General features: G+C 61.9%; 21 protein-coding genes and 1 pseudogene. 9 read left to right on the forward strand and 13 right to left on the reverse strand.

Annotated features, from left to right (window positions below; all coding sequences use genetic code 11):
• Positions 1 to 250: 250 nt before the first annotated feature.
• Positions 251 to 985 carry an alpha/beta fold hydrolase gene (locus WHX55_RS22085; protein ID WP_353741324.1) on the reverse strand — a complete coding sequence of 245 codons (735 nt, stop codon included), beginning with the start codon at positions 983 to 985 and terminating at the stop codon, positions 251 to 253.
• A gap of 189 nt (positions 986 to 1,174) precedes the next feature.
• A complete protein-coding gene (locus WHX55_RS22090; RefSeq protein WP_150753214.1) occupies positions 1,175 to 2,347 on the reverse strand; it encodes an MFS transporter in 1,173 nt (390 codons plus the stop codon).
• A gap of 271 nt (positions 2,348 to 2,618) precedes the next feature.
• Here WHX55_RS22090 and WHX55_RS22095 point away from each other — a divergent pair, with 271 nt between their 5' ends.
• Positions 2,619 to 4,442: a glycoside hydrolase family 15 protein gene (locus WHX55_RS22095; protein WP_353741325.1), complete on the forward strand. Its 1,824-nt coding sequence runs from the start codon at positions 2,619 to 2,621 to the stop codon at positions 4,440 to 4,442.
• Between the two features lie 39 nt (positions 4,443 to 4,481).
• Here WHX55_RS22095 and WHX55_RS22100 read toward each other — a convergent pair whose 3' ends face one another.
• Positions 4,482 to 5,465 carry a GlxA family transcriptional regulator gene (locus WHX55_RS22100; RefSeq protein WP_353741326.1) on the reverse strand — a complete coding sequence of 328 codons (984 nt, stop codon included), beginning with the start codon at positions 5,463 to 5,465 and terminating at the stop codon, positions 4,482 to 4,484.
• A gap of 89 nt (positions 5,466 to 5,554) precedes the next feature.
• On the opposite strand from WHX55_RS22100, the gene inhA reads away from it, so the two are divergent.
• Complete coding sequence (gene inhA, locus WHX55_RS22105) at positions 5,555 to 6,241, forward strand: isonitrile hydratase (RefSeq protein ID WP_150725713.1); 687 nt, start codon at positions 5,555 to 5,557, stop codon at positions 6,239 to 6,241.
• A 285-nt stretch (positions 6,242 to 6,526) separates the two neighbouring features.
• Here inhA and WHX55_RS22110 read toward each other — a convergent pair whose 3' ends face one another.
• Positions 6,527 to 7,015 carry an SRPBCC family protein gene (locus WHX55_RS22110; RefSeq protein ID WP_150753218.1) on the reverse strand — a complete coding sequence of 163 codons (489 nt, stop codon included), beginning with the start codon at positions 7,013 to 7,015 and terminating at the stop codon, positions 6,527 to 6,529.
• A gap of 198 nt (positions 7,016 to 7,213) precedes the next feature.
• On the opposite strand from WHX55_RS22110, the gene WHX55_RS22115 reads away from it, so the two are divergent.
• Positions 7,214 to 7,612: a GFA family protein gene (locus WHX55_RS22115; RefSeq protein WP_150753219.1), complete on the forward strand. Its 399-nt coding sequence runs from the start codon at positions 7,214 to 7,216 to the stop codon at positions 7,610 to 7,612.
• Positions 7,613 to 7,674: 62 nt separating this feature from the next.
• Entirely contained in the window at positions 7,675 to 8,076 is a 402-nt protein-coding gene (locus tag WHX55_RS22120; protein ID WP_150753220.1) for a lysozyme inhibitor LprI family protein, read from the forward strand.
• Positions 8,077 to 8,206: 130 nt separating this feature from the next.
• On the opposite strand, the gene peaD is transcribed toward WHX55_RS22120, so the two are convergent.
• From peaD to peaA, 4 genes are all read right to left on the reverse strand, one after another.
• Entirely contained in the window at positions 8,207 to 9,325 is a 1,119-nt protein-coding gene (gene peaD / locus WHX55_RS22125; protein ID WP_150753221.1) for a quinohemoprotein amine dehydrogenase subunit beta, read from the reverse strand.
• A gap of 21 nt (positions 9,326 to 9,346) precedes the next feature.
• A complete protein-coding gene (gene qhpC, locus WHX55_RS22130; RefSeq protein ID WP_008016081.1) occupies positions 9,347 to 9,670 on the reverse strand; it encodes a quinohemoprotein amine dehydrogenase subunit gamma in 324 nt (107 codons plus the stop codon).
• A gap of 1 nt (position 9,671) precedes the next feature.
• The gene (peaB, locus tag WHX55_RS22135; RefSeq protein ID WP_008056152.1) at positions 9,672 to 11,102 is read right to left on the reverse strand and encodes a quinohemoprotein amine dehydrogenase maturation protein; all 1,431 of its coding nucleotides are present in this window, start codon (positions 11,100 to 11,102) and stop codon (positions 9,672 to 9,674) included.
• A gap of 81 nt (positions 11,103 to 11,183) precedes the next feature.
• A complete protein-coding gene (gene peaA / locus WHX55_RS22140) occupies positions 11,184 to 12,764 on the reverse strand; it encodes a quinohemoprotein amine dehydrogenase subunit alpha (RefSeq protein WP_150753222.1) in 1,581 nt (526 codons plus the stop codon).
• A 545-nt stretch (positions 12,765 to 13,309) separates the two neighbouring features.
• On the opposite strand from peaA, the gene WHX55_RS22145 reads away from it, so the two are divergent.
• A complete protein-coding gene (locus WHX55_RS22145; RefSeq protein WP_150753223.1) occupies positions 13,310 to 14,800 on the forward strand; it encodes an aldehyde dehydrogenase family protein in 1,491 nt (496 codons plus the stop codon).
• Positions 14,801 to 14,925: 125 nt separating this feature from the next.
• Here WHX55_RS22145 and WHX55_RS22150 read toward each other — a convergent pair whose 3' ends face one another.
• From WHX55_RS22150 to WHX55_RS22170, 5 genes and pseudogenes are all read right to left on the reverse strand, one after another.
• Entirely contained in the window at positions 14,926 to 16,224 is a 1,299-nt protein-coding gene (locus tag WHX55_RS22150) for a tryptophan 7-halogenase (protein WP_353741327.1), read from the reverse strand.
• Positions 16,221 to 16,898, reverse strand: a complete 678-nt coding sequence (locus tag WHX55_RS22155; RefSeq protein WP_353741328.1) for a S8 family serine peptidase — start codon at positions 16,896 to 16,898, stop codon at positions 16,221 to 16,223. Before WHX55_RS22155 ends, WHX55_RS22150 begins: the two co-directional genes overlap by 4 nt.
• Positions 16,888 to 18,606, reverse strand: a complete 1,719-nt coding sequence (locus WHX55_RS22160) for an ABC transporter ATP-binding protein (RefSeq protein WP_353741329.1) — start codon at positions 18,604 to 18,606, stop codon at positions 16,888 to 16,890. The genes WHX55_RS22155 and WHX55_RS22160 overlap by 11 nt, the downstream gene beginning before the upstream one ends.
• The gene (locus WHX55_RS22165; RefSeq protein ID WP_353741330.1) at positions 18,606 to 20,510 is read right to left on the reverse strand and encodes a sigma-54-dependent Fis family transcriptional regulator; all 1,905 of its coding nucleotides are present in this window, start codon (positions 20,508 to 20,510) and stop codon (positions 18,606 to 18,608) included. Before WHX55_RS22165 ends, WHX55_RS22160 begins: the two co-directional genes overlap by 1 nt.
• A gap of 295 nt (positions 20,511 to 20,805) precedes the next feature.
• Positions 20,806 to 21,279 (reverse strand): annotated as a pseudogene (locus tag WHX55_RS22170) (M20/M25/M40 family metallo-hydrolase); the annotation flags it as partial.
• 414 nt (positions 21,280 to 21,693) lie between these two features.
• On the opposite strand from WHX55_RS22170, the gene WHX55_RS22175 reads away from it, so the two are divergent.
• The 4 genes from WHX55_RS22175 (at position 21,694) to WHX55_RS22190 (ending at position 26,083) form a co-directional block, all read left to right on the forward strand.
• Positions 21,694 to 22,545 (forward strand): TIM barrel protein, encoded by an 852-nt coding sequence (locus WHX55_RS22175; RefSeq protein WP_150753229.1) that lies wholly within the window; start codon positions 21,694 to 21,696, stop codon positions 22,543 to 22,545.
• Positions 22,546 to 22,559: 14 nt separating this feature from the next.
• A complete protein-coding gene (locus WHX55_RS22180) occupies positions 22,560 to 23,630 on the forward strand; it encodes a 2-oxoglutarate and iron-dependent oxygenase domain-containing protein (protein ID WP_150725700.1) in 1,071 nt (356 codons plus the stop codon).
• Between the two features lie 46 nt (positions 23,631 to 23,676).
• Positions 23,677 to 24,471 (forward strand): ABC transporter substrate-binding protein, encoded by a 795-nt coding sequence (locus tag WHX55_RS22185; protein WP_150725699.1) that lies wholly within the window; start codon positions 23,677 to 23,679, stop codon positions 24,469 to 24,471.
• Positions 24,472 to 24,535: 64 nt separating this feature from the next.
• Positions 24,536 to 26,083 carry an amino acid ABC transporter permease/ATP-binding protein gene (locus tag WHX55_RS22190; RefSeq protein ID WP_353741331.1) on the forward strand — a complete coding sequence of 516 codons (1,548 nt, stop codon included), beginning with the start codon at positions 24,536 to 24,538 and terminating at the stop codon, positions 26,081 to 26,083.
• Positions 26,084 to 26,211 lie beyond the last annotated feature (128 nt).

Consider the following 26,211-nt stretch of genomic DNA (forward strand, 5'->3'; position numbering starts at 1 on the left):
ATCCGCATCAGTAGGCAGCAGGCGCAAGGGCGCGTCGTCCCTATAAAACGAATGCAGGCGGGAAAAATTAGCGGATGGGGACAAGTATCAGGAGGGAGTGAAACGCGGAATTCAGGGTTGCTGAAAATCAAAATGTGGGAGCGAGCTTGCTCGCGATAGCAGTGTGTCAGGCACCATTATTGTCGGCTGACACGACGCCATCGCGAGCAAGCTCGCTCCCACAGGGGGCGGGTGAAATTTGGGAGTGGTGTTAAACCACGGCAGCCATGGAATACCGCCGATGATGCACCTCAAGCTGATCCTTGATCACCCGCAGTACCTTGGCCTCTTGCTCATGGATGAAGAAGTGCCCGCCCGCCAGCATGTCCACCGAAAAACTGCCACGGGTTTCCTGGCTCCAGCCGATCAACTGTTCAGCGGTGGCGCGGTCGGTCTTGCCGCCGAGCACGTGCACCGGGCACTTGAGCAACGGCCGCTGCACCGGTTCGAAACGTCCGCACAGCAGGAAGTCCGCGCGCAGCACCGGCAGGGTCAGGCTCATCAACTCTTCGTTGGCCAGGATCTCTTCGCTGGTGCCGTTGAGGGTGCGCAGTTGCTCGATCAGTTCGGCGTCGCTTTTAGGCTGGGCAAAGCCCCGGTCGTAGTCGGCGCGCAGGGTCGGCGCGGCGGTGCCCGAGGCGAACAGCGCTACCGGTTCCGGGCAACCCAGGGAGCGAAATGCGTGGGCCATCTCGCAGGCCAGCAACGCGCCCATGCTGTGGCCGAACAGCGCGTAAGGCGCCTTCAGCGTGGCTTTTTGTTCCTGGGCCAATTGCAGCGCCAGGCGGCGCATGTCGGTGTGCAAGGGCTCGCCGTACCGCACGCCGCGCCCCGGCAGTTCCACCGGTTGCAGCGTGAGCCACTGCGGCAGCTTGCGCCGCCAACGGCTATAGACCATGGCACTCGCGCCCGAATAGGGCAGGCACAGCAATGTCAGCGGGGTCACCGGGTTTTCCTCGAGAGTTGTCTGTAAAGAGAACGGATGAGGTGTGCCGGGAATTAGTTATACAGAGATCCCTTGTAGGAGCGAGCCTGCTCGCGATAGCAGTGTGTCAGGCACTGATGATGTCGACTGATAGTCCGCTATCGCGAGCAGGCTCGCTCCTACAGGGGACTATCCCCGATGGCTTGATCTTCATTTCAGATGGCGATAACTCGGAATCGCCGAACCGAGTACCACTGCCCCCGCCGCAATCGCCAGCCAGAACCCGCTGCGCGCGCCGAAGGCGTCCACCAGCCAACCGGAGCCCGCGGCGCCGATCGCCACGCCGATGCTCAGGCCGGTGACCAGCCAGGTCAGGCCTTCGGTGAGTTTGGCCGGCGGCACGATCTGCTCCACCAGGGCCATGGCGACAATCAGCGTCGGCGCGAAAAACAGGCCGGCGACAAACACCGCCAGGGACAAGCCGAAAATGTTCGTCGCCAGTAGCAACGGCAAGGTGGTCACCGCCGTCGCCACCCCGCCGTACAGGAACAGGCGCGCCAGCGGCACTTTCGAGCGCAGTGCGCCGAACGCCAACCCGGCCAGGCACGAGCCGATGGCGTACACCGACAGCACGATGCTTGCCGCCGCCGGTTGGCCCTGATGTTGCGCGAAGGCGACGCTGACCACGTCGACCACGCCGACGATGGTGCCCATGGCCACCATCAACAGCATCAGCAGCTGAATGTCGCGAGAGCGGATGATCGAGCCTTGATGGTGTTCTTCATGGGGATGCACCGGCGGTTCCGTGCTGCGCTGCAAGACGAACGCGGTGACGCCGATGGCCAGCGCCAGCAAGGCCGCCAGCGGCCCGGCCTCGGGGAATGCCACCACGCACAACCCCACCGACAGTGGCGGCCCGACGATGAAGCAGACTTCGTCCAGCACCGACTCCAGGGCGTAGGCGGTCTGCAACTCGGGACGGCCGCGATACACCTCGGTCCAGCGTGCACGGACCATCGCCGACATGCTCGGCATGCAACCAGCCAGCGCGGCGAAGACAAACAGCGTCCAGTTGGGTGCCTGCAACCGCGTGCACAGCAACAGCAGCAACAGTGCCCCACCGCCGAGCAGTGCCGATACCGGTAGAATCCGCCCCTGGCCATATCGATCCACCAGCCGCGAAACCTGCGGCGCACAAAAGGCCGTGGCCAGGGCGAACGTCGCCGCCACCGCGCCGGCCATTGCGTAGCCACCCTGCAACTGCGAAAGCATGGTGATCAGGCCGATGCCGGTCATGGAAATCGGCATGCGCGCGATCATCCCGGCCAGCACGAAGGCGCCGCTGCCGGGGGCTTTGAATAGTTCGCGGTAGGGGTTGGCCATGGGACGGGTCTCATCAGGGGACTGCACGTTGCCATAACGGCTGATTGTGGGGGAAGCGTGGAATTGTTGGCTGTATGTGAAGGCCCCTTCGCGAGCAGGCTCGCTCCTACAGTTGATTTGTGTACGCCGTCCAATGTGGGAGCGGCGGTGCGGCGATCCGACTTGCCCGCGAAGGGGACAGCAAAACCACCACAACCACCCCGCCAAGTGAACTCTCGGCCACCCAAACCAGTCAGCTATTTAGGCCCCCGGTTCCCGGAGTTTCGCGACAATGGTTGATCCCCCCGAACGCCAACGCCCCATCGACGCCCACGGCATCATCGGCGATATGCGCAGCGCGGCGCTGGTCAACGACAAGGGCAGCGTGGATTTTTTCTGCTGGCCGGAGTTCGACAGTCCGTCGATCTTCTGCTCGCTGTTGGACACCCCCGAAGCGGGGATTTTCCAGTTGTCACCGGACTTGCCCGACGCCCGACACGAACAAATCTACCTGCCCGACACCAATGTACTGCTGACCCGCTGGCTCAGTGATCGCGCCGTGGTCGAAGTCACCGACCTGCTGCCCGTCGGCGACACCGAGGATGACCTGCCGCTGCTGATGCGACGGATCCGTGTGGTCAGCGGCCGCGCCACCTTCCACATGCGCTGCGCCGTGCGCCATGACTACGCCCGCGCCCACACTCGCGCACGCCAGAACAAACAGGACGTGATGTTTGAGGCTGTCGGCCAACCGACTCTGCGGCTCTCTTCGGATCAGGCATTGCGCATCGACGCGAATGTGGCGGTCGCCGAGTTCACCCTCGAACAGGACCAGACCGGTCAGTTCCTGCTCGGCGCCCTCGACGATCCGCGCTTCAAGGAAGGCGCGGCGCAATTGTGCCTGGAGCGCACCCTGAAGTTCTGGCGCGACTGGATCGGCCAGTCCAACTACCGCGGCCGCTGGCGCGAAATGGTCAACCGCTCAGCCCTGGCGATGAAGCTGCTGACCTCGCGCAAACACGGCGCCATTCTCGCCGCCGCCACCTTCGGCCTGCCGGAAAGCCCGGGTGGCGCACGCAACTGGGACTATCGCTTCACCTGGATCCGCGACGCCTCGTTCACCGTCTATGCATTCATGCGCCTGGGCTTCGTCGAAGAAGCCAACGCCTACATGCGCTGGTTGCGCGGGCGGGTCAGCGACTGCCGGGGCAAGCCGATGAAACTCAATATCCTGTATGCCATCGACGGTCGCCAGGAGCTGCCGGAGATCGAGCTGGCGCACCTGTCCGGTCATGGTGGCGCACAACCGGTGCGCATCGGCAATCAGGCTTACGAACAGGTCCAACTCGATATCTTTGGCGAGCTGATGGACGCGATTTACCTGGTCAACAAATACGGCGAAGCCATCTCCCATGAAGGCTGGAAACACACGGTGGAGGTGATCGATCAGGTTTGCGAAACCTGGGAGCAAAAGGATGTCGGGATCTGGGAGATGCGCGGCGCGCAATACCATTTCCTGCATTCACGGCTGATGTGCTGGGTCGCCCTGGACCGCGCCATCCGCCTCGCTTCAAAACGCTCGCTGCCGGCACCCTTCGCGCGCTGGGACCAGACCCGCCAGGCGATCTACGCCGACATCTGGGAGAACTTCTGGTGCGAGGAACGCGGACATTTCGTCCAGCACATCGGCGGCACCGGCCTGGACGGTTCGATGCTGCTGATGCCGCTGGTGCGTTTCGTCAGCGCCCGCGACCCGCGCTGGCTGGCGACCCTGCAAGCCATCGAAAAGAGCCTGGTGCGCGACGGCATGATCTACCGCTACCGCAACGATGACAGCCAGATCGACGGCCTGCCCGGCAGCGAAGGCGCCTTCGCCGCCTGCTCGTTCTGGTACGTCGAATGCCTGGCCCGCGCCGGCCAGCTCGACAAGGCCCACCTGGAGTTCGAACAACTGCTCAGGTACGCCAACCCGCTGGGGTTGTATGCCGAAGAGTTCGACAGCCATGGGCGGCACATGGGCAACACGCCGCAGGCGCTGACGCATCTAGCGTTGATCAGTGCGGCGTGCTTTCTGGATCGGAGGTTGAGTGGGGAGAAGGTTATTTGGCAGCCGTGAATACAGGTAAACAATATTCGAACTCAGGCAGAAGGTGGCTCAAGACACCACTGGATCTGCGCCAGCACTGACCGAAAACCGCTCCCGATAAGCCTGTGGCGTCACGCCCATGGCCCGCAGGAAGCTGCGGCGCAGGGTTTCTTCGCTGCCGAAGCCGCATTGCACCGCCACCCGTTTGATCGGCACACCGGTATCGCTGAGCAAACGCCGCGCTGTTTCGACGCGGATCAGTTCGATGGCCCGGGCCGGGGTCTGGCCGGTGTCGGCGCGGTAGTGGCGCACGAAGCTGCGTTCGCTCATGCCGGCCTGCAAGGCCAGGGTCGGGATGCCCAGGTCGTGGGTCAGGTTTTCGCTGATCCAGGCGTGAAGTTCGTCGAAACGGTTGCCTTCCTGTTGCAGGGACAGGGTCACGCTGAATTGCGACTGGCCACCCGGGCGCTTGAGAAACACCACCAGTTGCCGGGCGACTTCGAGGGCCATACTGCGCCCGAGGTCTTGTTCGACCATGGCCAACGCCAGGTCGATGCCGGCTGTCACCCCGGCCGAGGTCCAGACCGGGCCGTCGTTGATGAAGATCGGGTTGGGCTCCACGTGCAGTTTCGGATGCTGCTGCGCCAGTTGCTCGCAACGGGTCCAGTGGGTGACCACGCGCCGGCCATCGAGCCAGCCGCTGGCCGCCAGCAAGAACGCACCTGTGCACACCGAGGAAACCCGCCGGCAACCACGGGCATGTTCGCGCACCCAGGCGACCAACGGCGCATCTTCAGCCGCTGCGTAAACACCCCAGCCACCGGCGATGATCAGGGTATCGGTGCCCTCCTCCGGTAACGTTTCGGCCAACAGCGCCAAGCCCGCCGACGACATCACCGCCCCGCCGCCGCTGGCAATCACCGTCGGCGCGTAGGGTGGCGGCAGGCCTTGCTGGCGGGCTATGTCGTTGGCCGAAGCGAATACCTGCAACGGCCCGGTGACGTCGAGCAATTGCACGTTGGCGAAAGCGAGCACATGGATGGTTTTCGACATTTGGCGTAATTCGTGGGGATATTGGCGTATGCGCCAAAGCCTACGAGCCTAAAGTCAAACCGTCCACCCACTTCACGAGAAAGAACACCATGACGTTGCAGATCGGTTTTCTGTTGTTTCCACAGGTCCAGCAACTGGACCTGACCGGCCCTTACGACGTACTGGCCTCGCTGCCGGATGTGAAAGTGCATCTGATCTGGAAAGACCTGATGCCGGTCACCGCCAGCACCGGCCTGCTGTTGAAACCCACCACCACCTTCGACGATTGCCCGGCACTGGATGTGATCTGTGTGCCCGGTGGCAGTGGCGTCGGCCCCTTGATGGAAGATGACCAGACCCTGGACTTTCTCAAGGCCCAGGCCGCCAACGCCCGCTACATCACTTCGGTGTGCACCGGCTCGCTGGTGCTGGGCGCGGCGGGATTGCTCAAGGGCAAACGCGCCACCACTCACTGGGCGTATCACGAATTGCTCAAGCCGCTGGGTGCAATCGCGGTGCAAGGCCGGGTGGTTCGCGACGGCAATCTGTTGACCGGTGGCGGTATCACCGCCGGTATCGACTTCGCCCTGACCCTGGCCGCCGAGCTGTTCGACCAGGCCACCGCCGAGCTGGTGCAGTTGCAACTGGAATACGCCCCGGCCCCGCCGTTTAGCGCGGGCAGCCCCGAGACGGCACCGGCCAGTGTGCTGGAAGAGGCTCGCCAGCGGGCTGCCGGCTCGTTGAAGCTGCGGGCGCAGATCACCGAGCGCGCGGCGGCAAAACTCGACCGACAGTGAAGAAATGGCGGCGGGAACCCGTTTCTTGCCGCCACGACGTTTCTTGCGCCCACACAAAAACCCGCCGAAGCGGGTTTTTCCAAGACCATGACGACTCCTTGTCGTAGCGTTCCTTGCAGATGGTCGATCATCCATGATCCTGAGCACATCCTGTGCTTCAGTGGGTGAGGCGAGAATACGCATCGGATCCAATTTGTAACAGGCGACATTGCTACCATCGCGTGTAAGACATTCGCTATAAGCCGCCTTCCGAAACCCTTGAACGCCTCAGGTTTCGAGCCGACTTCAGCCACTCTGTTGCTCGTGGGACTTGGCATTGTCGATCAAAAACTGCTCGATATTGTTCATTTGCTCCTCCCAACCACGACTGTCCATGCGGAAAGCCCTTTCGCGACGGGCCTGGGGAATGTGATCGAAACCGGACTCGGAGACCTTGAGCAACGTGCCGTTGTCCATGTCTTCGAGCTCGAATTTCACCAGTGTGGTGGGCTCCTGGGAGTAATCGACTTCCGGTCTCACGGCATAAGGGTGCCAGCGAAACGAAAACAGCCGTTCTGGCTCGACTCGCTCCACCAGTACATTCCAGCGCAAATGCTCATAACCGGGGTAGGTAACCTGCCCCTGGGTCCACTCGCCGGCCACAAAACGCTTGCCTTCCAGTGCCACGCCAAACCATTGTCCGAACATTTCGGCATTGGCCAGCACACGCCAGACCTGTGAACGCTTGGCCTTGAGCAGGATTTTCCTTTCAATGCGATCAGATGCTGGGTTCATAAGTCACCTCCTGTACATGAACAGTAGGTCAGTAAGACCACAAGACCAACTTTAAAGTTGTACCAATCGGGATGAGCAATCAACCATACCTGAGATATTCGGTCGCATTTGCGTGGATAAGTTCTGGAGCTACCGCAAAATCAGAAGGTCGAAACTGCTAACGTTCGGCCTCGAAACAGCATCGAAAAGGATAGCGACATGGAAAACCTGCGCGGCAGTTGCCTGTGCAAGGCCATCGAATACGAACTCGACAGCCTCGACATGCCCATCAGCCACTGCCATTGCCAAACCTGCCGCAAGGCACACGCAGCGGCTTTTGCATCGACCGCCGGGGTCATGCGCGAGCACTTTCGCTGGACCAAAGGCCAGGATCGCCTGAGCTGCCATGAATCGTCGCCGGGCAAGTTTCGGTACTTCTGTTCGGCCTGCGGTTCACACCTGATGGCCGAACGGCCGGCCCAGCCCCACGTGATCGTTCGGGTGGCGACACTGGATACCGATCCGCGGATGACGCCCCAGGCGCATATCTGGACGGCCCATGACGTGCCATGGCTGGAATACGATTCGGTGGACAAACACGCGCAATGGCAGGCCTAGCGGGATGAATACCCCTCGGCGCTACACTGCATCTCTCATTCGGTCACAACGAGCACTCCAGCATGAACCCACGCTTACTCTTGGCGCTGACGCCCCTGTTGTTCACCTCCATGGCGTTCGCCGTGGACTGCGACAACGCCAGCGACCAGGCGACGATGAACCAGTGCGCGGCGCAGCAGCATGCGGCCGCCGACAAGGAATTGAATGCGCTGTACCAGCAGATCACTTCGCGACTCAAGAGCAACCCGGACAGCAAGAAGCAGTTGGTGGGTGCGCAGCGGGCGTGGGTGGCGTTTCGTGATGCCGAGTGCAAGTTCTCGGCGTCCGGGGTGGAAGGCGGGAGTGTGTATCCGCTGATCTACAGCAACTGCACCACGGAGCTGACCAAGGCACGGGTTCAGACTTTCAAGCAGTACTTGAAGTGTCAGGAGGGGGATATGAGTTGTCCGGTGCCGGGGGTTTGATTTTGTGCTGTTTTTGCGGTGTTTTTGAGGGCCCCATCGCGAGCAGGCTCGCTCCCACATTGGATTTGTGGTGTTCACAAAACCTGTGGGAGCGAGCCTGCTCGCGATAGCGTCAGGTCAGGCGCCGCAATTACCGGACAAAAATCTGCGCCGTGGTAATCGCCATGTCCCCGCCCGGCAGCTTGATGCTGCCCGTCTGCTTCAGGCTGTCGGCATCAAAGATCGCCACGTCGTTGAACGTCCCTGCCAGGTAGATCTTGCTGCCGTCCTTGTTGAAGGAAATGCAGTAGTAGGAATGATCGAGCGTGGCGGACTGGAGCATTTTCTTCTGCTTGATGTCGTACTTGGCCAGGCGGTTGAGCACGCCAAACATCAGGTTCGGGTCCTTGGGCGAGCGCATGCCGCTGAAGTAGATTTCGGTCAAGGGCCCGAAGTCGGTGGTTTCGGTCTTGCCGGTCTTCAGGTCGACACTGAACAGGCCGTACAGGTATTCGGCGGTGGCCGGGTCCTGTTTCTTGTCCTTGAATTTCGCCGCGGTGTACAGCAGCGAGAAGTCATGCCGGTAGGTCTGCTGGTTCCACACGTAGAGCACGTCGGGCGCGCTGTAGTTCGGGCGTTTCCAGTGGCGACTGGGGATCAGCACGTCGAACTTTCCGGTTTGCACATTGACCTTGTAGACGTCCGCCCCGGCCACGTACAGCGTGCCGTCGTCACCGCTCTGCATGATGGTCAGCTGGCGCGGCGCCGGGAAACTGCGCACAGGCTTGGCGTCCATACCGGCGTCGGTCTTGTACACGTCGAGCCGGGGCTGCTGCACTTCGTAGCGATCGTTCATCATCAGCGTCGGGTTGGCGACGGTGTACAGTTCCTTGCCGTCGTGGCTGACCGTGAAGGCGAACATCGACTTGGCCTTCTCACCCGGCTTCTGGGTGATGCTGGCGTGGAACACCTGCTTGCAGTTGTCCAGTTCGACACCATAGACATCCGCATAGTGATTGTTCAGCACGTAGGCGGTCTTGCGATCCGGCGACAATTGCACGGAGCCGGGACCGAAGGCGTCGGGCATCTTGCAGGTCTTGAACAGGGTGTCGGTGGCCAGGTCGATCACGTGCAGGTTGTTCGGGTAGTTGGTGGTCACCATGTATTCGTGACCGACTTGCAGCGCGGTGTTTTCATCGGCCAGAACACTGACAGAACAGCTGCTCAGGACGGCGAACGCGGCCAGGCCGCAGGCTTTGAGGTTACGCATGCTGGAATCCTTCTTCTGTGATCACTTGTCTTTGGGGAAGACAGTGCCGAGGTTGCGCCAGTTGTCGTTGGACGCCTGGGCATCCTTGTTCCAGTCCGGGTAGGTGCTCATCATGTCGGGCACCTGGGCCGGCCACCAGCACGGGTCGGAGCAACCGTAGAGGTCGGCCTCCATCGGCTGGCACAGCGACGACACACCGCCAAACGCATCGATTTCCCAGCCCGGGTCGGTGGTCGAGGCACAACCCGCCACGGAACTCATGGCCACCACTTCTTCAATGCGGTTTTCATCCGCGGCCTGATCCAGCTTCAACGCTTTGTTATTGATTGCCTTGAGATGTTTCATATCAGTGAGCCTTGCGCGGAGTGATGTAACTGCTGATGAACGCAGGGTTATTGGCCATGATCCGGGTGTAGACCTCGATGCCGAAGTCGACCCAGTCACGCATCAGTTCGCAGTAGTGATAGGTCGGGTGCGTCGGGTCGCCGTAGCGGGCGTAGCTCTCGTGGTAGCAGCCGCCGGAACACAGGTTGCGGATCTGGCAGTCTTCGCAGCCGGTGTTGGTGCGGTCCAGGCGCTGGGACAGGAAGTCGTTCAACTCCACCTGTTTCACACCGCTGTGGACGTTGCCGAAGGTCGGCAGGCTCGAACCGGTAAAGCGGTGGCACAGGTTCAGCTCGCCCTTGTGATCCACCGCCAGCATCTTCAGGCCCGCGCCGCATGGCAGGGCTTTCTTGTGGCCTTCGTGGATGTCGGTGATGAGTTGGTGCAGGTTGGAGAAACCAATGTTGCGGTGCTCCAGCGCTGCTTCCAGATAGCGACGACCAAGGGCCTTCATGTTGGCGAACACCTGCACCAGTTCATCGCTGGTGAGGTTGAAGCTGCTGATGTCGCCGGAGGTCACCGGGGCAAAGCCGACTTCGGCAAAACCCAGTTCGTTGAACAGGTGATCCCAGATGGTTTCGACGTCGGTCACGCCGGTGGTCAGGGTCACCCGGGCGCCGACCGGGCGGCTGTTGTAGCGCGACAGCAGCATCTCGGCCTTGCGCCGCACCACGTCGTAGGTGCCCTGCCCGCCCACGGTGATGCGGTTGCGGTCGTGCACGGTCTTCGGCCCGTCGATGCTGACCGACAGCCCGAAACGGTGGGCGTTGAGGTAGTCCACGGTTTCTTCGGTGAGCAGCGTGGCGTTGGTGGTCATGACGAATTCGACGAACTTGCCCGCCTCGCGAAAACGCTTTTCACAATAGTCGACCATGTACTCGATCAGCTTGCGGTTGCTCAGCGGTTCGCCGCCGAAGAACACCACGGTGAAACGCTCTTCGTCCGGGGATTCGCGCAGCAGCATTTCCACCGAGGCGATCGCCGTTTCGACGTCCATCTTCTTGCCCGCCGACGGCTTGTCGAGGTCTTCCTTGTAGCAATACGTGCAGCTCAGGTTGCAGCCGGTGTTGACGTTGAGCACCACGGTATTGATTGCCGTGCGCTCGACACGCTTGGTGGCGATGTCCGGGGTCAGCGGCGAACCGTCGCTGACCAGTTCCAGGGCCATCAGCTCGCGCAGGGTCTCGGTGATTTCTTCGCCGTTGAAACGCGCGGCCAGGCGCTGGATCAAGTCGTCCGAGGAGCAGCCGGGGCCGCGCAAGGTATCGATGATGGTGCCCGTCAGTTCATCGCTGGCGAACAGCGAACTGCTGGGGATGTGAAACAGCATGCGGTCGGCATCGACCTGCACTTCGTGCAGGTTGCGTTCGACCAGATTCAAGATAGCGCCCATTGCCAACCTCCTGTGCAGGCCCCGCTTGGCGGGGCTTGCGGTCATTCCGAAAAGTGTCTGAAGCCTGTGCTGTCAGCCAACTCATGGAATGGGTGGATTGTTCCAGCGTTGCACGGTGACGATCATGTGGCCTTCGCCGGTCAGGGATTTCCCTGCGTCGTCGACGGCGGCGATCACCTTGAGGTTGCCGGCATTGTTGGTGGACATCTTGCGTGCCGGGTTCGGCCCGGCATCGCCCGGGGTGAACACGCCGGTGTCGGCCTGCATGGTGCCGGCGAACTTGACGTCTTCGTCTTCCTTGGCGCGGTCGTCGAAGGCTTCGACTTTCCACTGCGCCGGGAACACGCCGATGCGATACGGCTTGCCGTCAGCACCCTTGCCCCAGGCTTCCGCGTCGAAACGGCCTTGGACTTTCGGCGTCGAACCACCGCCCTCGCCGATCCGCGCCACCGAGAATTCCGGCACGACCTTGACCGAGGCGATCTTGCTGTACACCGACAGGCTCGGGCCTTTCAACGCGCCGACACTGACCACGCGCACGCCGGGTTGGGCATTGGCCGCCGCCTTGAGCTTGACCTTGATCCGCTCGGGGCTCTGCTCGACCACTTCGAGCACTTCCACGCCTTTGCCAAAGTCCGGCTTGCCGGTCAGGCCGCTGCCGATCAGGGTCACTTCGGTTTCGCTGCCGGCCTTCAGATAACCCGGCTGCACCGCCAGCAAACGGTTCGAACCCTGTTTGGCGGCGACGAAGTCCAGACCGCGCTCGTCATGCTCGGCCTCGAACATCCGGCCCTGCATCGCATTGCCCTGGGCGGCGAACACCTGGCGCATGGTCACGCCATCGATGGTCACGTTGCCGCGCCATTCGTAGCCGGTGTAGAGAATCGCACTGCCGTCGCCATTGAACGGGCTGCCGTCGGCGTATTGGCCTTTGACGCTGACCTTGAAGGTGTCGCTGCCATCGGCACTCACGGTCATGACACCGGCCAGCTCACCCTTGCCCGGCAAGTGGCCGCTGAAGCTCCAGTCGCCCACCAGGGCTTCGGCTTTCGGCGCCGCGCTCTGCCATTTTTTCCAGGCCGGGTTGTCCAGCGGATAGCGCTTGGCCAACAGCGGCACCATCTCTTTGCGGGCCATATCGAACCAGTCGCGGTCCCGGGACAGCGCCTGGTACTCCAGGGACGGCCACTGACCGAGGTGGAAGTTCACCAGGCGTTCCCACTCCTGGGCCGGACGCCGTTGCAGGGCAACCCGCGCACCGGAGTGGCAGCGGCCGCACATCTGACTTGTCTGGTCGTCGAACTGTTCGACGGTATTGAGCCGCCGCTCCAGCGCATAGCGCACGCCATCGGTTTCGCTCGGCGCCAGGCCCTGGGTGTCGGCCAGGTACTTGACCAGCGTGCGACGGTCGTCATCGCTGATCTGCAAACCGTGCATGGTCTGCATGCGGGCGATGCTCATCAACCAGCCTTCCGGCGTTTTGCGCTGGTGGCTGATGCGGCTGAGGGCATTATCGGCTTCGGGGGTGTGACAGCCCTGACAGGTTTCCTTGAGGATGGTCTGGGCGTCGCGGGCTGCCAGGCTATGAGGCGAATGCAGCGCTACACAAGCGGCTACGGCCAGCAGGCTGGCGCTCATGCCTGATCGGAGTTTTCTCTTCATCAACGTCGAACCTCGCACGGTGCGTTCTTATTGTTGTGGCTTATCGTTTTTATGGTTTCTGCCGTCGGCGGCGGACCGCTGACGGAGGCAAGAGAAACGTCTGCGATGAGCAATACACGGAGCGTGCCAGCTTATGAATAGATTTATGAATCAATGACTTGCCGATAAAGGCCGGTGTTTTTCCAATCGTGTCGTCTGCGTTCCACGTTTAATTTCGCGACAACTGTTTCAGCCTGAGACAAGCATAGCTTTCTGTAGGAGCGAGCCTGCTCGCGATGGTCGTTAACGATTACGCGTGCTTACCGGTTAAACGCAGTGCTCTTTAGTCCATCGCGAGCAGGCTCGCTCCTACAAAAAGCATTACGTTCCGGATGCGCATTTTGTTCGGGACATCTCACGTCGTCGCATTTTGCGACGTTTATCGATCTCACGGTGACCCGAAAAATAGCTGTCACCCCACTGGATCGGGCCTTCGGGCCGAAAAAACACAACTGGCACAGCCATTGCGAAAGCCCGGTTCTCACAAACAACAAGAGGCCTCGCCAATGTCGCTCCCAAACCTGCTTCCCGCCACTTCGGCATTCATCCAGCGCGCCCCGCGCATGCTCATCGGCGGTGACTGGGTCGAGGCCGCCGACGGCCAGACCATGCCCCTGCACAACCCGGCCACCGGTGAGGTGTTGTGCGTGGTGCCACGGGCAGCGCCGGAAGATGTCGACCGCGCGGTGCTCGCCGCCCGCCAGGCGTTCGACGATTCCGCCTGGACCCGCACCCGCCCCCGGGAGCGGCAGAACCTGCTGTGGAAACTCGCCGACCTGATGCAGCGCGACGCCGAACTGCTGGCGCAGCTGGAATGTCTGAACAACGGTAAAAGCGCAGTGGTTGCCCAAGTGATGGACGTGCAGCTGGCCATCGATTTCCTGCGCTACATGGCCGGTTGGGCGACCAAGATAGAAGGTTCTACGGTTGACGTGTCGGCACCGCTGATGCCCAACGACCAGTTCCACAGTTTCATCCGCCGCGAAGCCGTGGGCGTGGTCGGTGCCATCGTTGCCTGGAACTTCCCGCTGCTGCTGGCCTGCTGGAAGCTCGGTCCGGCTCTGGCCACCGGCTGCACCGTAGTGCTCAAGCCCGCCGACGAAACCCCGCTGACCGCCCTGAAACTCGCCGAGCTGGTGCTGGAAGCCGGTTATCCCGAGGGCGTGTTCAACGTGGTCACCGGCACCGGCATCACCGCAGGCTCGGCCCTGACCCACAACCCGCTGGTGGACAAGCTGACCTTCACCGGCTCCACCGCCGTGGGCAAGCAGATCGGCAAGATCGCCATGGATTCCATGACCCGGGTCACCCTGGAGCTGGGCGGCAAATCGCCGACCATCGTCATGGCCGACGCCGACCTGAAAACCGCCGCGGCCGGGGCCGCCAGCGCGATCTTCTTCAACCAGGGCCAGGTCTGCTGTGCCGGCTCCAGGCTGTATGTGCAGCGCAAGCACTTCGACAATGTGGTGGCGGACATCAGCGACATCGCCAACGCCATGAAACTCGGCAACGGCCTGGACCCGAGCGTCGACATGGGGCCATTGATCTCGGCGCGCCAGCAGGAGCGCGTCTACGGCTACATCGAAAAGGGCCGGGAAAGCGGCGCGACCATCGCCTGCGGCGGTGAGCAGTTCGGCCCGGGGTTCTTCGTCAAGCCGACGGTGATTGTCGACGTCGATCAGAAGCACTCACTGGTGCAGGAAGAAATTTTCGGGCCGGTGCTGGTGGCGATTCCGTTCGATGATGAGGCCGATGCATTGCGCATGGCCAATGACAGTCCGTATGGATTGGGCGCGAGTATCTGGTCCAATGACCTGGCGGCGGTGCACCGGATGATTCCGCGGATCAAGTCAGGCTCGGTGTGGGTCAACTGCCACAGCGCCCTGGACCCGGCGCTGCCGTTCGGCGGCTACAAGATGTCCGGGGTCGGGCGTGAGATGGGGTATGCGGCGATCGAGCATTACACCGAGTTGAAGTCAGTGTTGATCAAACTTTGATTCGGCGGCGCCCTCTCGGGCGCCATCGCGAGCAGGCTCGCTCCCACATTGGTTTTGTGTCGATCATAAATCCCCTTGTGGGAGCGGGCTTGCTCGCGAAGGGGCCATCTCAGACAGCTAAAATCTCAAGGTTTGAACCCCTGAGCCAACAACCAACTCCTGACCATCCTTCCCTGCTCCACCGTCAACCCGGCCAACACCTGATCCGCCGGCTCTCCCTGCTTTAACCTCTGCACCAACGCCGCCACCTCAACCCCATGCACATGCCAGATCCCCAACGGCTGATCCGCCGTGATCACCACTTCGGCTTCATCGACCAGCCCATCACGCAACACCGGCGCCCGCTCAACTCTCAGCGCATTGAAATCCGCCTCGGCATGGGCCACCTCGGCGTCCGGCCAGTTCCGTCGTGCCTGCCAGAACGGCTGATCCAGCCAACGCTGCTCATCGGCATAAAAATCCCGGCCGATCCGCGCAAATCGCAAAAACAACTGCTCCACCCGCTGCTGGTGGAAACGCTGGGCCAGAGCCGCCCGCTCGGGTTTGCACAGCAGCGTGTTGATCACTGCCGGCGCCTGCAACGCCGAAGACAAGGACTGAAAGATCCCGTTGCCCGACAACGGGTCGACCGCCATTGCCGCATCGCCGACCCGAATCCAGTTTTCGCCACACATCTGCGGGCTCAGAATCGCTGTGCTGCTGCGGGCGTGCAGCTTTAGATCCGCTTCCGTTTCGCCAGCAAAAAATGCCGTGGCCAGCTTCGAACCCTGGCGCCGCTGCCTGCAGTATTCGAGCAACATCGCCTTGCCCGGCAATCCGGCGCTGGCCACGTCCACCGTCCATTGCCAGTAACACTGACCGTCGGCGCGCCGCGCCATCCATGCCCAGCCATCCTCGAGGCTTTCCACGGCGCTGGCGGTGCTGCCCGGAGAACCCTGCCAGCGATTGAGCAAGCTGACCGTCTCTGGCCCACGCAAGCCCTTGCCGATAGCGGGGGCCTGACGTCCTCGGGCTTCCACGAGAAATGGCGCGAACAGCGGTTCGCGCCCGTCGATTTCGATTCGATGACCATTGGCCGATGACTGAACCGTGAGCACCCGGCCTTCGATCAGCTCGACCCCCGCCAGGCGCAAATCCTCACGCAGGCCTCGGTCAAACAGCGGACGGTCGAGCAAGTACTCGATGTTCTGCGCATGGTGCTGGCCATTCCAGCTCACCTGGCGTTGAGAAGGCAGCGTCGCCTGCGCCAACGCCTGATGCAGGCCCGCGCCGCGCAAGGCTTCCAGAACGCGCACGGACACGCCTTCAAACGCCGCAAACCGGCGCCATTCGCTGATCAGCGTGACGCCATGGCCCAGCCGTCGCAGTCCCAGCGCGACGGCGGCACCGGCCGGTCCGGCGCCAAGAATGACGATCTCGGTCATGGCCCGAAGCGCCGTTCAGGGCCACGGTAACGGGCATGGTCGCGCAACCACTCGATGACTTGCGCATTGCTGGCGTCAGGCTGTTCGGCGAGGAATCCGGCGATGTGCCCGCTCAAGGCGGCACAACCGAGGCTCGCCCCCGATTGCCCCGGGTAGGTGCCATGCACACAGGCGGCGAAATCCGCCTGGGCGCTGTTGAGCCACGACCATTCCTGCTCGGCGCACCGCGCATCGCCGGTCACCCGCAGCACCTGCGGATAGTTCGCCGGAAACACCCCTTCCCCCTGGGCCGGGCTCGATGCACACAGCAGCACGCCCCTTGCCACCGCCGCCGCGCAGGCCGCGCGCAGCAGGCTGCGATCCTGGCGCAGGCCAAGGCTCAAATTGATCAGTCGCACGTCCTGCGTCAGCAGCCAGTCAATCGCCGTGGCGATCTGCAAGGCGCTGGTGACACCCCGCTGGTCGAACACCTGCGCCACGCAAAACAGCGCCGAGGGGGCACGCCGGCCGATCGCCTCGATCACCGCACTGCCATGCCCCAGCGGGTCTTCGCGCAAGTCGCCCTCGGCCAGGCCGTCTTCAAGCAATGAAAAACGCCGACCGGCGATCACTTGCACCCGTTGTGCCGCCGAGTGACCGCTGTCCACTACACCAATGCGCAACTCAGGTTTCATGCAGCACCGTTTTCGAGGTCAGCACGCCGTCGAGCAACTCGAAGCGCAGATCGGCATCGGCCAGGGTTGAGGGGCGATGGCTGATCAGGATGCGCGTACGTCCGGCAAACAAGCGGTCGATAGCGTCGATGACTTCGCGCTCGGTGACTTCATCCACCGCGGACGTGGCTTCATCGAGTACCAGAATCAAAGGGTCCTGCAACAGCGCCCGGGCAATCGCGATGCGTTGCTTCTGCCCGCCGGACAACTGCTGACCGCGCTCGCCCAACGGACTGTCGAGGCCCTCGGGCAAGGACTCGATCAGGCTGTCGAGTTGCGCCAGCCGCGCCACGTCGGCAATCGCTTCGCGGCTGGCGTCCGGCACCGCATAGGCCAGGTTGTCGGCGAGGCTGCCGCGAAACAGCACGATGTCCTGGCTGACGATGGCAATGCGCCGACGCAACTGGAACAGGTCCAGTTCGCGCAGATCGACGTCGCCCAGCAGTACCCGGCCCGATTGCGGATCGTGATGACGTTGCAGCAGGTCGATCAGGGTGGATTTACCTACGCCGGAGCCGCCGCTGAGGGCCACTTTCATACCGTAGGGAATCCGCGCTTCGATGCCGCGCAGGGTCGATTGGCGGCCGGGATGGGCGAAGTGCACGTTGTCGAACCAGAGATCGCCACCAGTGGGCATCGCCCGTGGCGTGACGGGCGTCAGCACGGTCGGTTGTTCGCCGCGCAATTCCATGACCCGGCCGAGGCTGACGGTCATCCGCTGGATCGCGACGTAGAGCCCGAGCAAGCTCTGCACCGGCCCCACGGCCATGCCCAGGTAAGTGGAAAACGCAATCAGCGCGCCGAGTTGCCAGGTGCCCTGCACCACCCAGTAACCGCCGATCAGAAATGCGCAGGCCCGGGACAGCGAGGTCAGGGTACCGGGCACGGCCTGGGTGAAAAATTCGGTGACCTGCAGGCGCAGCAACTGGCTCATGTAGCCCTGCCCCAGCGTCTCGAGGCGCCGCGCTTCGCGCTGTTGCTGGCCGGCGGACTGGATGAATTTCATCACCGGCAGCGTCTCGACCATGAACGACGACATGTCCGCCGAACGCTCGCGCAACTGCCGCACATCGCGCTCGACCTTGCGCCGCATCCAGCGCAGCCAGAGGACATCGAGGGGAATCAGCACCAGAGCCAGCAGCGAAAGTTTCCAGGACAAGGTCAGCAGCATTGCCACGGCCACCACCAGGCCGATCACGCTGGACACGGCCGAAAACAGCGAGTCCACGGCAAACCGCTGGATTTCCGCGACGTCGCCATCGAGGCGCGACATCAGGTCGCCGATGCGCCGCTGGCCGTAAAAGCCCGGCGAGAGGGTTTGCAAATGCCGGTACAGGTCATCGCGCAGGGCAAACAGCATGCGCCCGGACAGTCGCGTGTGCAGGTAGCGGTTGATGCCCGAAAGCGCTGTGCCCAACAAGCCGGCAACGATCATCAGCCCAGCAATCAACACCAGCATCGGGAAGTTGCGCGCCAACAGGCCATCGTCGATCAGCAGTTTGGTCAGCCACGGCTGCACCAGCACCAGCGCCGAGGCGCAGACCGACAGGCCCAATAGCCCGGCAATCGCCAGGCGATGGGGTCGCACGAAGCTGTACAGCCAGCGCAGTGACGCTTGCAGCGCCTCGGGGTTCTGGCTGTCGATCAGCCGAACGATCAAGCGCTGCATCACGAGCGCAACTGTTTGAGCTTGCGATACAGCGTCGCGCGGCTGATGCCCAGGGCGTCGGCGGCGGCCGAGACATTGCCTTGGTGCGTGTCCAGGGACTGACGGATCAGCTCCAGTTCGTTTTCCCGGATGCTGCCGGCCTGGGGCCGTTCGCTGGCGGTCAACTCGTCGAGCATGCTGTCGGGCAAGTGGTCGAGGGTCAGCACGTTTTCACCCGGTTCGCGCATGGCCAGCGCGGTGCGCAGGACCATCTCCAGTTGGCGGATGTTGCCCGGCCAGTGATAGCCGCTGAGCAAGCGATTCAGATCATCATGCAGGACCACGGAGGGTGCGCCCAGTGTCGTCAGCATGCGACTGACCAGCGCGCCGAAATCCTCGCGTTCGCGTAGGGCCGGGAGCATCACGCTGATGCCGTTGACCCGGTAGAACAGGTCTTCGCGAAAGTGTTTTTCTTCCACCAGACGCTTGAGGTCGCGGTGGGTGGCGCAGATCAGCGCGACATCGATGTCCTGCTCTTCGCCAGCGCCCAGGGGCGCGACCTTGCGATCCTGCAACACCCGCAACAGCCGGGCCTGCAAGGCCAATGGCATGTCGCCGATTTCATCGAGGAACAAGGTGCCGCCGTGGGCCTGCTGCAAGCGCCCGACCATGCCGCCCCGGCGTGAACCGGTGAACGCGCCTTCGCGGTAGCCGAACAGTTCGGACTCGATCAGGCCTTCGGGAATGGCCGCGCAGTTCACCGCCACGAAGGGTTTTTCGCAGCGCGCTCCGGCCATGTGCAGGGCGCGGGCGATGACCTCTTTACCGGTGCCGGTTTCGCCCAGCAACAAGACCGGCAACTCGTTGGCCAGGCCTTGACGGGCCATGCGCAAGGCACGGGCGTAGCGCGTATTGCTGCCGGCCAGCGCCTCCAGATCCGGTTGCGGCTTGGGCGTTTTCGCCGCAGTGCGCGGCGGATTGCTGACGTTGATCGAGCGTTGCGGCGCGCGCAGGGTTTTGTAGAAGAATTCACCCTTGGCGGTTTGCAGGCTGCCGGCCCCACCTTGATGCAGGCGCGCCAACAACTGCAGGCCGTCGACGCCGAGAAACTCTTCGCAGCGCCGACCGACCAGGGCCGAGCGCTCGGCGTGGAGCAACTGGCAGGCCTGGGCGCTGACCGCCAAGATCTGCCCGCCGAGGCTCACGGCCAGCAGGCCTTGCCACGGGGATTCCAGGTATTGCCTGCGGCTGTGGAAGGCCAGGACGATTTCGTCCGGATAACTGGCGTTGAACACCCGGCTTTCGATCTGGCTGACCGCCATGGCCAGCAGCGTAGTGCTGTCGTGTGCGCGGCCGAGGGGGCCTTCGCGGGTCAGGTCGAGGACGCCAAGAATGTCGCCCTGGGGGCAATGGATCGGCACCGAAGTGCAGGAAAAATCACTGAGGCGATCCAGATAATGTTCACCGCAATCGATCAGGGTCGGCCGGGCTTCCACCAGTGCCGTGCCGAGGGCGTTGGTGCCGCGAACCGCTTCGCTCCAGCAGGCACCGAGGGTGATGTCCTGCAGGCCACTGCCCTTGAGGCGGTCGGCGCGGCCTTCGACGGCGAGGATGGTGGCGTTGGAGTTGGCGAGGATGATCAGCCCTTCCTTGCCCTGACGCTCGGCCAGGTAATCGATGGCCGGCAGCGCGGCGTCGATCAGCAAGCGGTTGCTGGCCAGCAGCACGTCGAGGCTGGCACTCGATTCCAGCGCCAGCTCATGCTTGGCATTGAAATGCACGCCATGGCTCAGGCTGCGCCGCCACGAGGCATCGATTTCCGCACGCAGGACGCCGTCCGGCACTTCGCCTTCCAGGTGCAGCTTTTCCCGGGCCAGCCGGGCTTCGCGATGCAGTTTGGGGGAGTTTGTTTTTATTGGCGTCATCAAGCGCTCCGGGTCATCCACCCTGCGCCTTCATACGTCGGCGCCCTGGCGCAATCTTTACGTTAACGTCAGGGCTATGGCAAGTGCCTTACGGCGCTTGTGTTCCGTCAGGTGGACCATGTCATCGTTCTTCGCGAGCAGGCTCGCTCCCACAGGTTCAGCGTCGCCCACAAATCTGCGACTCAACTCAGTCATTGTGGGAGCGAGCCTGCTCGCGATGAGGCCAGCACATTCAAAATTGATGGTGACTGACCCACCGCTATCGCGAGCAAGCTCGCTCCCACAGGGATCGCGTTTATTCAGTGCTTTCGGCGCGGGCCAACACCGCGTTGAGCAGCACATCGGTGCCCTGCCGCACATCCTCGGGCAACACATCTTCGGCATCGTTGTGGCTCAAGCCACCCACGCACGGGATGAACACCATGGCCGTCGGGCAGTACCGCGCCAGGTGGATCGCGTCATGTCCGGCGCCGCTGACCATCGATTGCTGAGCGTAGCCCAGGGCGTCCACGGCCTGTTGCTCCATCGCCTCGATGGTTTCATCACGGTGATGACGCAGGTCGGGGGCGAAGTCCGCCGCCAGGCCTTCGATGGCCTGGATCATCTGCGCCACGCCGTACAAGGCATCCTTGCGCAGCGGCATAGGCGTGGTGCCGGCGTGGGCTGCCATGCCTTCGACCCGTACGTCGAGCCAGCGAATCGCCTGGCCGCCGCTGACGACGCCGATGCTCTTGGCGTTGTCTTCGAGGATCGGCCCTTGCTCGATATAATTGAGGGCAGCAGCCGAATGCGACGTGCAACACACAAGCGTTGAGCAGCATGTAAAACGGGGGGGCTGCAATGTCAGTTACAGATCGCTGCCCTTCTCGACAGGCAGCAATCGACCAAAAGCGAACACTCAGCGGCCCGGTGTCGCTTGGGACTCTTCAAAATGATGCCGTAATAATGGCGTCTCTCGCTAATAGCCAATGTAGACACGTTCTCGCCGATAAAACCCCACCTGACCAGCGCTATAAGTAGCTAGCTATTTGTTAATGAAAGCCTGAAGTATTCATTTGAACTTTCAGATTCTTTCAGTGCGCTGCCTGTGCCTAACATCGACTCCACAGCGAACCAGCCTCTTGGCAGCCTGGCGCCGTCGAAGTGCATTTGCAGTAGGCCTTGGGATTTTTGAGGATCACCGATGAAGCTGGAAATTTTCCGCACGCTGTGGGGCTATACCGCCAGCAAGGCTCAAGCGCTCGAGGAGTTGCTGCAAGCGGGCTTTGATGGCATGGAGGCACGCCTGCCACTGGACACCCGTGAACGGAGCGAGTTTGGCGCTTTTCTGCAGGCCAATCGCCTGGGCTATATCAGCACGGTCTTCACCGCGTACGACGTGCTGCCGGACCAGTCGGCAACGCCTGCCGTCCACCTCGATGACCTCGACCGGAAACTCGCCTGGGCCGCTGAACTCGGCCCGCGCTTCGTCAACGTGCTGGCGGGCAATGATCGCTGGTCCTTGCCACAACAAGTGGAGTTTTTCGGCCAGGCGCTGGATCTGGCGCGCAAGCACGGCCAGGTCTGCAGTTTCGAAACCCACCGCTCGCGTTCGCTGTTCAACCCCTGGGTGACCCTGGAGTTGATCCGGCAATTGCCCGATCTGTTGTTCACCAGTGACATCAGCCATTGGGTCGTGACTTGCGAGCGCCTGTTGAATGACCCGGCCGATGACCTGAGCGCTTTCATCGAGCGGGTTCACCATATCCAGGCCCGGGTCGGTTATGACCAGGGGCCTCAGGTTCCGCACCCAGCGGCTCCCGAATATGCAAGGGAACTGGCCTTCCACCAGCAGCACTGGGAAAGCATCTGGCGCTCGCAGCAAGCCCGCGGTTACCAGGTCAGCACCCTGACCCCGGAATTCGGCGCCGACGGCTACCTGCATCATTTGCCCTTCACCAATGTCCCGGTCGCCGACCTGTGGTCATTGAATGTGTGGATGGGCCAGACCGAGCGCGAACACTTCGACCGTTTCAGCCACTCAAGCCATCCTTAGGGAGCCGATGCGTCATGCCTGACAACAAAAACAACAGCGCAAGCACTGACACACACAAAGCCAACTTCAATAGCATCCCGGTGGTCAACATCGCCGGTCTGTTCAGTTTTGAACTGGAACACCGTCTGGCCGTGGCCGAACAATTGGGGCGCGCCGCCAGCGAGGTCGGGTTCCTCTATATCACCGATCACGGTATCGACCCGCAACTGATCGCCAACCTGCGCCAGGCTGCCAAGGACTTTTTCGACCAGCCCCTGGACGCCAAGATGCGCCATTACATCGGCACCTCGCAAACCCACAAGGGCTTTGTGCCCGAAGGCGAAGAGGTCTATTCCAAGGGCAAGCCGGACCACAAGGAAGCCTTCGACGTCGGCTTCGAAGTCCCGGCCGATGACCCGTTGGTGCTGGCCAACACCCCGTTGCTGGGGCCCAACGACTGGCCGCAGCTGCAAGGTTTCAAGGCGTCGGTGCAGGCCTACTATGAAGCCATCTTCGCCTTGGGCCGGCGCTTGTTCGGTGGCTTCGCCCTGACCCTGGGTCTGGAAGAGAACTATTTCGACAGCCTGGTCACCCGTCCGCCGTCCAAGCTGCGCCTGATCCACTACCCCTTCGACGGCGCCGCCCATGACGCACCGGGTCTAGGAGCCCATACTGATTACGAGTGCTTCACCATCCTTCTGGCCGACAAACCGGGCCTTGAGGTAATGAACAATCTTGGCCAATGGATCGATGCACCACCGATTGCCGATGCCTTTGTGGTCAACATCGGCGACATGCTGGAAGTGATGACGGCAGGCGCTTTCGTTGCCACCGCGCACCGGGTGCGCAGCGTGAAGGAAGAGCGTTATTCGTTTCCGCTGTTTTACGCCTGCGACTATCACACCCAGATCAGACCGCTGCCCGGGTTCACCCAGGCTGGCAACGACTACGAAGAAATCACGATCGGCGAACACATGTATGGCCAGGCGCTGCAGACCTATCAGTATCTGCGCCAGAGGGTGACCAACGGGGACGTTCAACTGCCAGGCAAGGCACGCAAGCCCGCCAGTTTCGGACATTTGAAAAATCAGGCTCAACCGTCCTGATTGAAGTTTTCAGCTAAACCCCTACCTACGCCGGAGTCAGCACATCATGAAAAACAACAAGAAAAACCTTTTGAGCCTGGCTGTATTGGCAGCCGGCATGTTCGGTGCCTCGGTGAGCATGGCCGCGGCAGATACGTTCAAGGTCGGCATGGAGATCACCTACCCGCCCTTCGAGTCCTATGACAAGGACAAAAACGTAGTGGGTTCGGACCCCGAACTGGCAACGTCACTGGCCAAACACATGAACGCCAAGGTGGAGTTCGTCGACACCAAGTTCCCGAGCCTGATCCTCGGCTTGAACTCCGGCAAGTACGACGCGGTCATTTCCGGCATGTACATCACGCCGGAGCGCCAGACCCAGGCCCAGACCATCGCCTATGCCAACACCGGTGCCGCGGTCATGGTGCCCAAGGGCAGCGAGATCAACGCGAAAAAGCCTGAAGACCTGTGCGGCCTGAAACTGGGCCTGGAACAGGGCACTACCTGGGTCAAGGAATTCCGCAAGCTGTCCGATGAATACTGTGTGCCGAACAACAAAGGCGCGATCACCGTCAGCGAATACCCCTCGGCACCCGAAGTGACCCAGGCCCTGTTGTCCAAGAACATTCAGGCCCAGGTTGAAATCGCTGGCGCGGCAAAAATGATCGCGGAAAAGACCAATGGCCGGGTAGTGATCACCACCGAGCATCCGATTTATCAACAAACCCTGGGCATCTTCGTCAAGAAGGGTAATGACGAAACCTACCAGGCCGTGCAAAAGGCCTTCGAGGAGAGCAAAAAGAGCGGTGAATACGCCGCAATTCTCCAGAAATATGGCCTGGAAGAACCGACTGCCAACTAAGAACCTGTCCTTGTAGTCTGGTCATCTGCCTCCCCTGCACCGGGGCGGCAGATCGAGGTGCCCCATGCAATTCGATTGGTCGTATTTCCTATCCCTGTTCTCCCTCCCGGACTTCTGGAAGGCCTGCGTCACGGTAGTCCAGCTCAGTGCCCTGGCCTGGTTCATCGGCATGCTGCTGGGTTTTGTCCTGGCCACGGCCAAGTTGTCCCAAACGCCCTTGTTGCGCATTCCCGCAGCGGTCTACATCTGGTTCTTCCGCAGCATCCCGTTGCTGGTGCTGGTGGTCTTCGTCTACAACCTGCCGCAATTGTTTCCCGGTAGCGGACCGATTCTGTCCAACCCCTTCTACGCAGGGTTGCTGGCCCTGGTGGTCACGGAAGCTGCGTACATGGCGGAAATCCATCGTGGCGGCCTGATCTCCGTAGCCAAGGGCCAGAAGGAAGCCGGGCGCGCGCTGGGTGTCGGCCTGTTCGGCATGCAACGCCTGATCGTGATCCCCCAGGCTTTCCGTATTTCGCTGCCCACGCTGATCAATGAATACATCACGGTGGTCAAGCTGACCTCGCTGGTCTCGGTCATCTCCCTGACCGAAATCCTCACGGTCGGCCAACGCCTCTATGCCACCAACTTCCTGGTCATGGAAACCCTGGCGGCCGTAGGCGTCTATTACGTGTTGATCGTCACCGTGTTCGGTTATTTCCTGCAGCGCCTGGAGCGCTACCTGGACCTGAACTTCCGCAAGCCGCACACACTCGACGCAGCCACCATCGCCAGGTTCAAGGCCAGCGCCGAAGCCTTGCCCGACACTGCGCGCAAAGCCGCCGGCAACAACGCGACGCCGATCCTGCAACTGAAGAACATCCAGAAAAGCTATGGCACCCACCAGGTGCTGATGGGTATCGACCTGAATGTCGAATATGGCCAGGTGGTCTCGATCATCGGGCCATCCGGCTCCGGCAAGACGTCGCTGATTCGCACCGTCAACGGCCTGGAAACCATCGATACCGGCGACATTCTGTTGTTCGGTGAAAAATTCATCGAAGCGTCGGACAAACCCAACAGCTCTCGCCTACGCAAAGGCGTGCGGCACATCGGCATGGTGTTCCAGAACTTCAACCTGTTCCCGCATCGCACCATTCTCGACAACGTCACGCTGGCACCGCGTTACCACGGCCAGCCGGGCGAGCTGAGTGAACATCGAGCCTATGCGCTACTGGACAAGGTCGGCCTGCTGGCCCATGCCCACAAGTACCCGCACCAGCTCTCCGGCGGGCAGCAACAGCGCGTGGCGATCGCTCGAGCCTTGGCGATGGAGCCGCAGATCATGCTGTTCGACGAGCCGACCTCGGCCCTCGACCCGGAACTGGTCAACGACGTGCTGAACGTGATCCGCGACCTGGCCAAGGAAGGCATGACCATGCTGATCGTGACCCACGAAATGGACTTTGCCATGTCGATATCCGACCGGGTCGTGTTCATGGAGAACGGTAATATCCAACTGGATGCCGCACCGCAAACCATACGATGCGATGCCGAAGGAGAACGCGTGCGGCGCTTCATGGGCATCAGTACTCGATCGCCGAACCTGTCTGCAGCGCTGGATCATGCATGAGCATGGGTGCAGCCACCCTGCGGGGTGCTTTTTTTGTGCCAGCGATTTATGCCCCCCCACCAATCCCCTGTGGGAGCGAGCTTGCTCGCGATGACGGTGTCACATTCAGTATATGAGCTGACTGATGC

The sequence above is a fragment of the Pseudomonas fluorescens genome (genome assembly GCF_040448305.1).
Classification (GTDB): domain Bacteria; phylum Pseudomonadota; class Gammaproteobacteria; order Pseudomonadales; family Pseudomonadaceae; genus Aquipseudomonas; species Aquipseudomonas fluorescens_BH.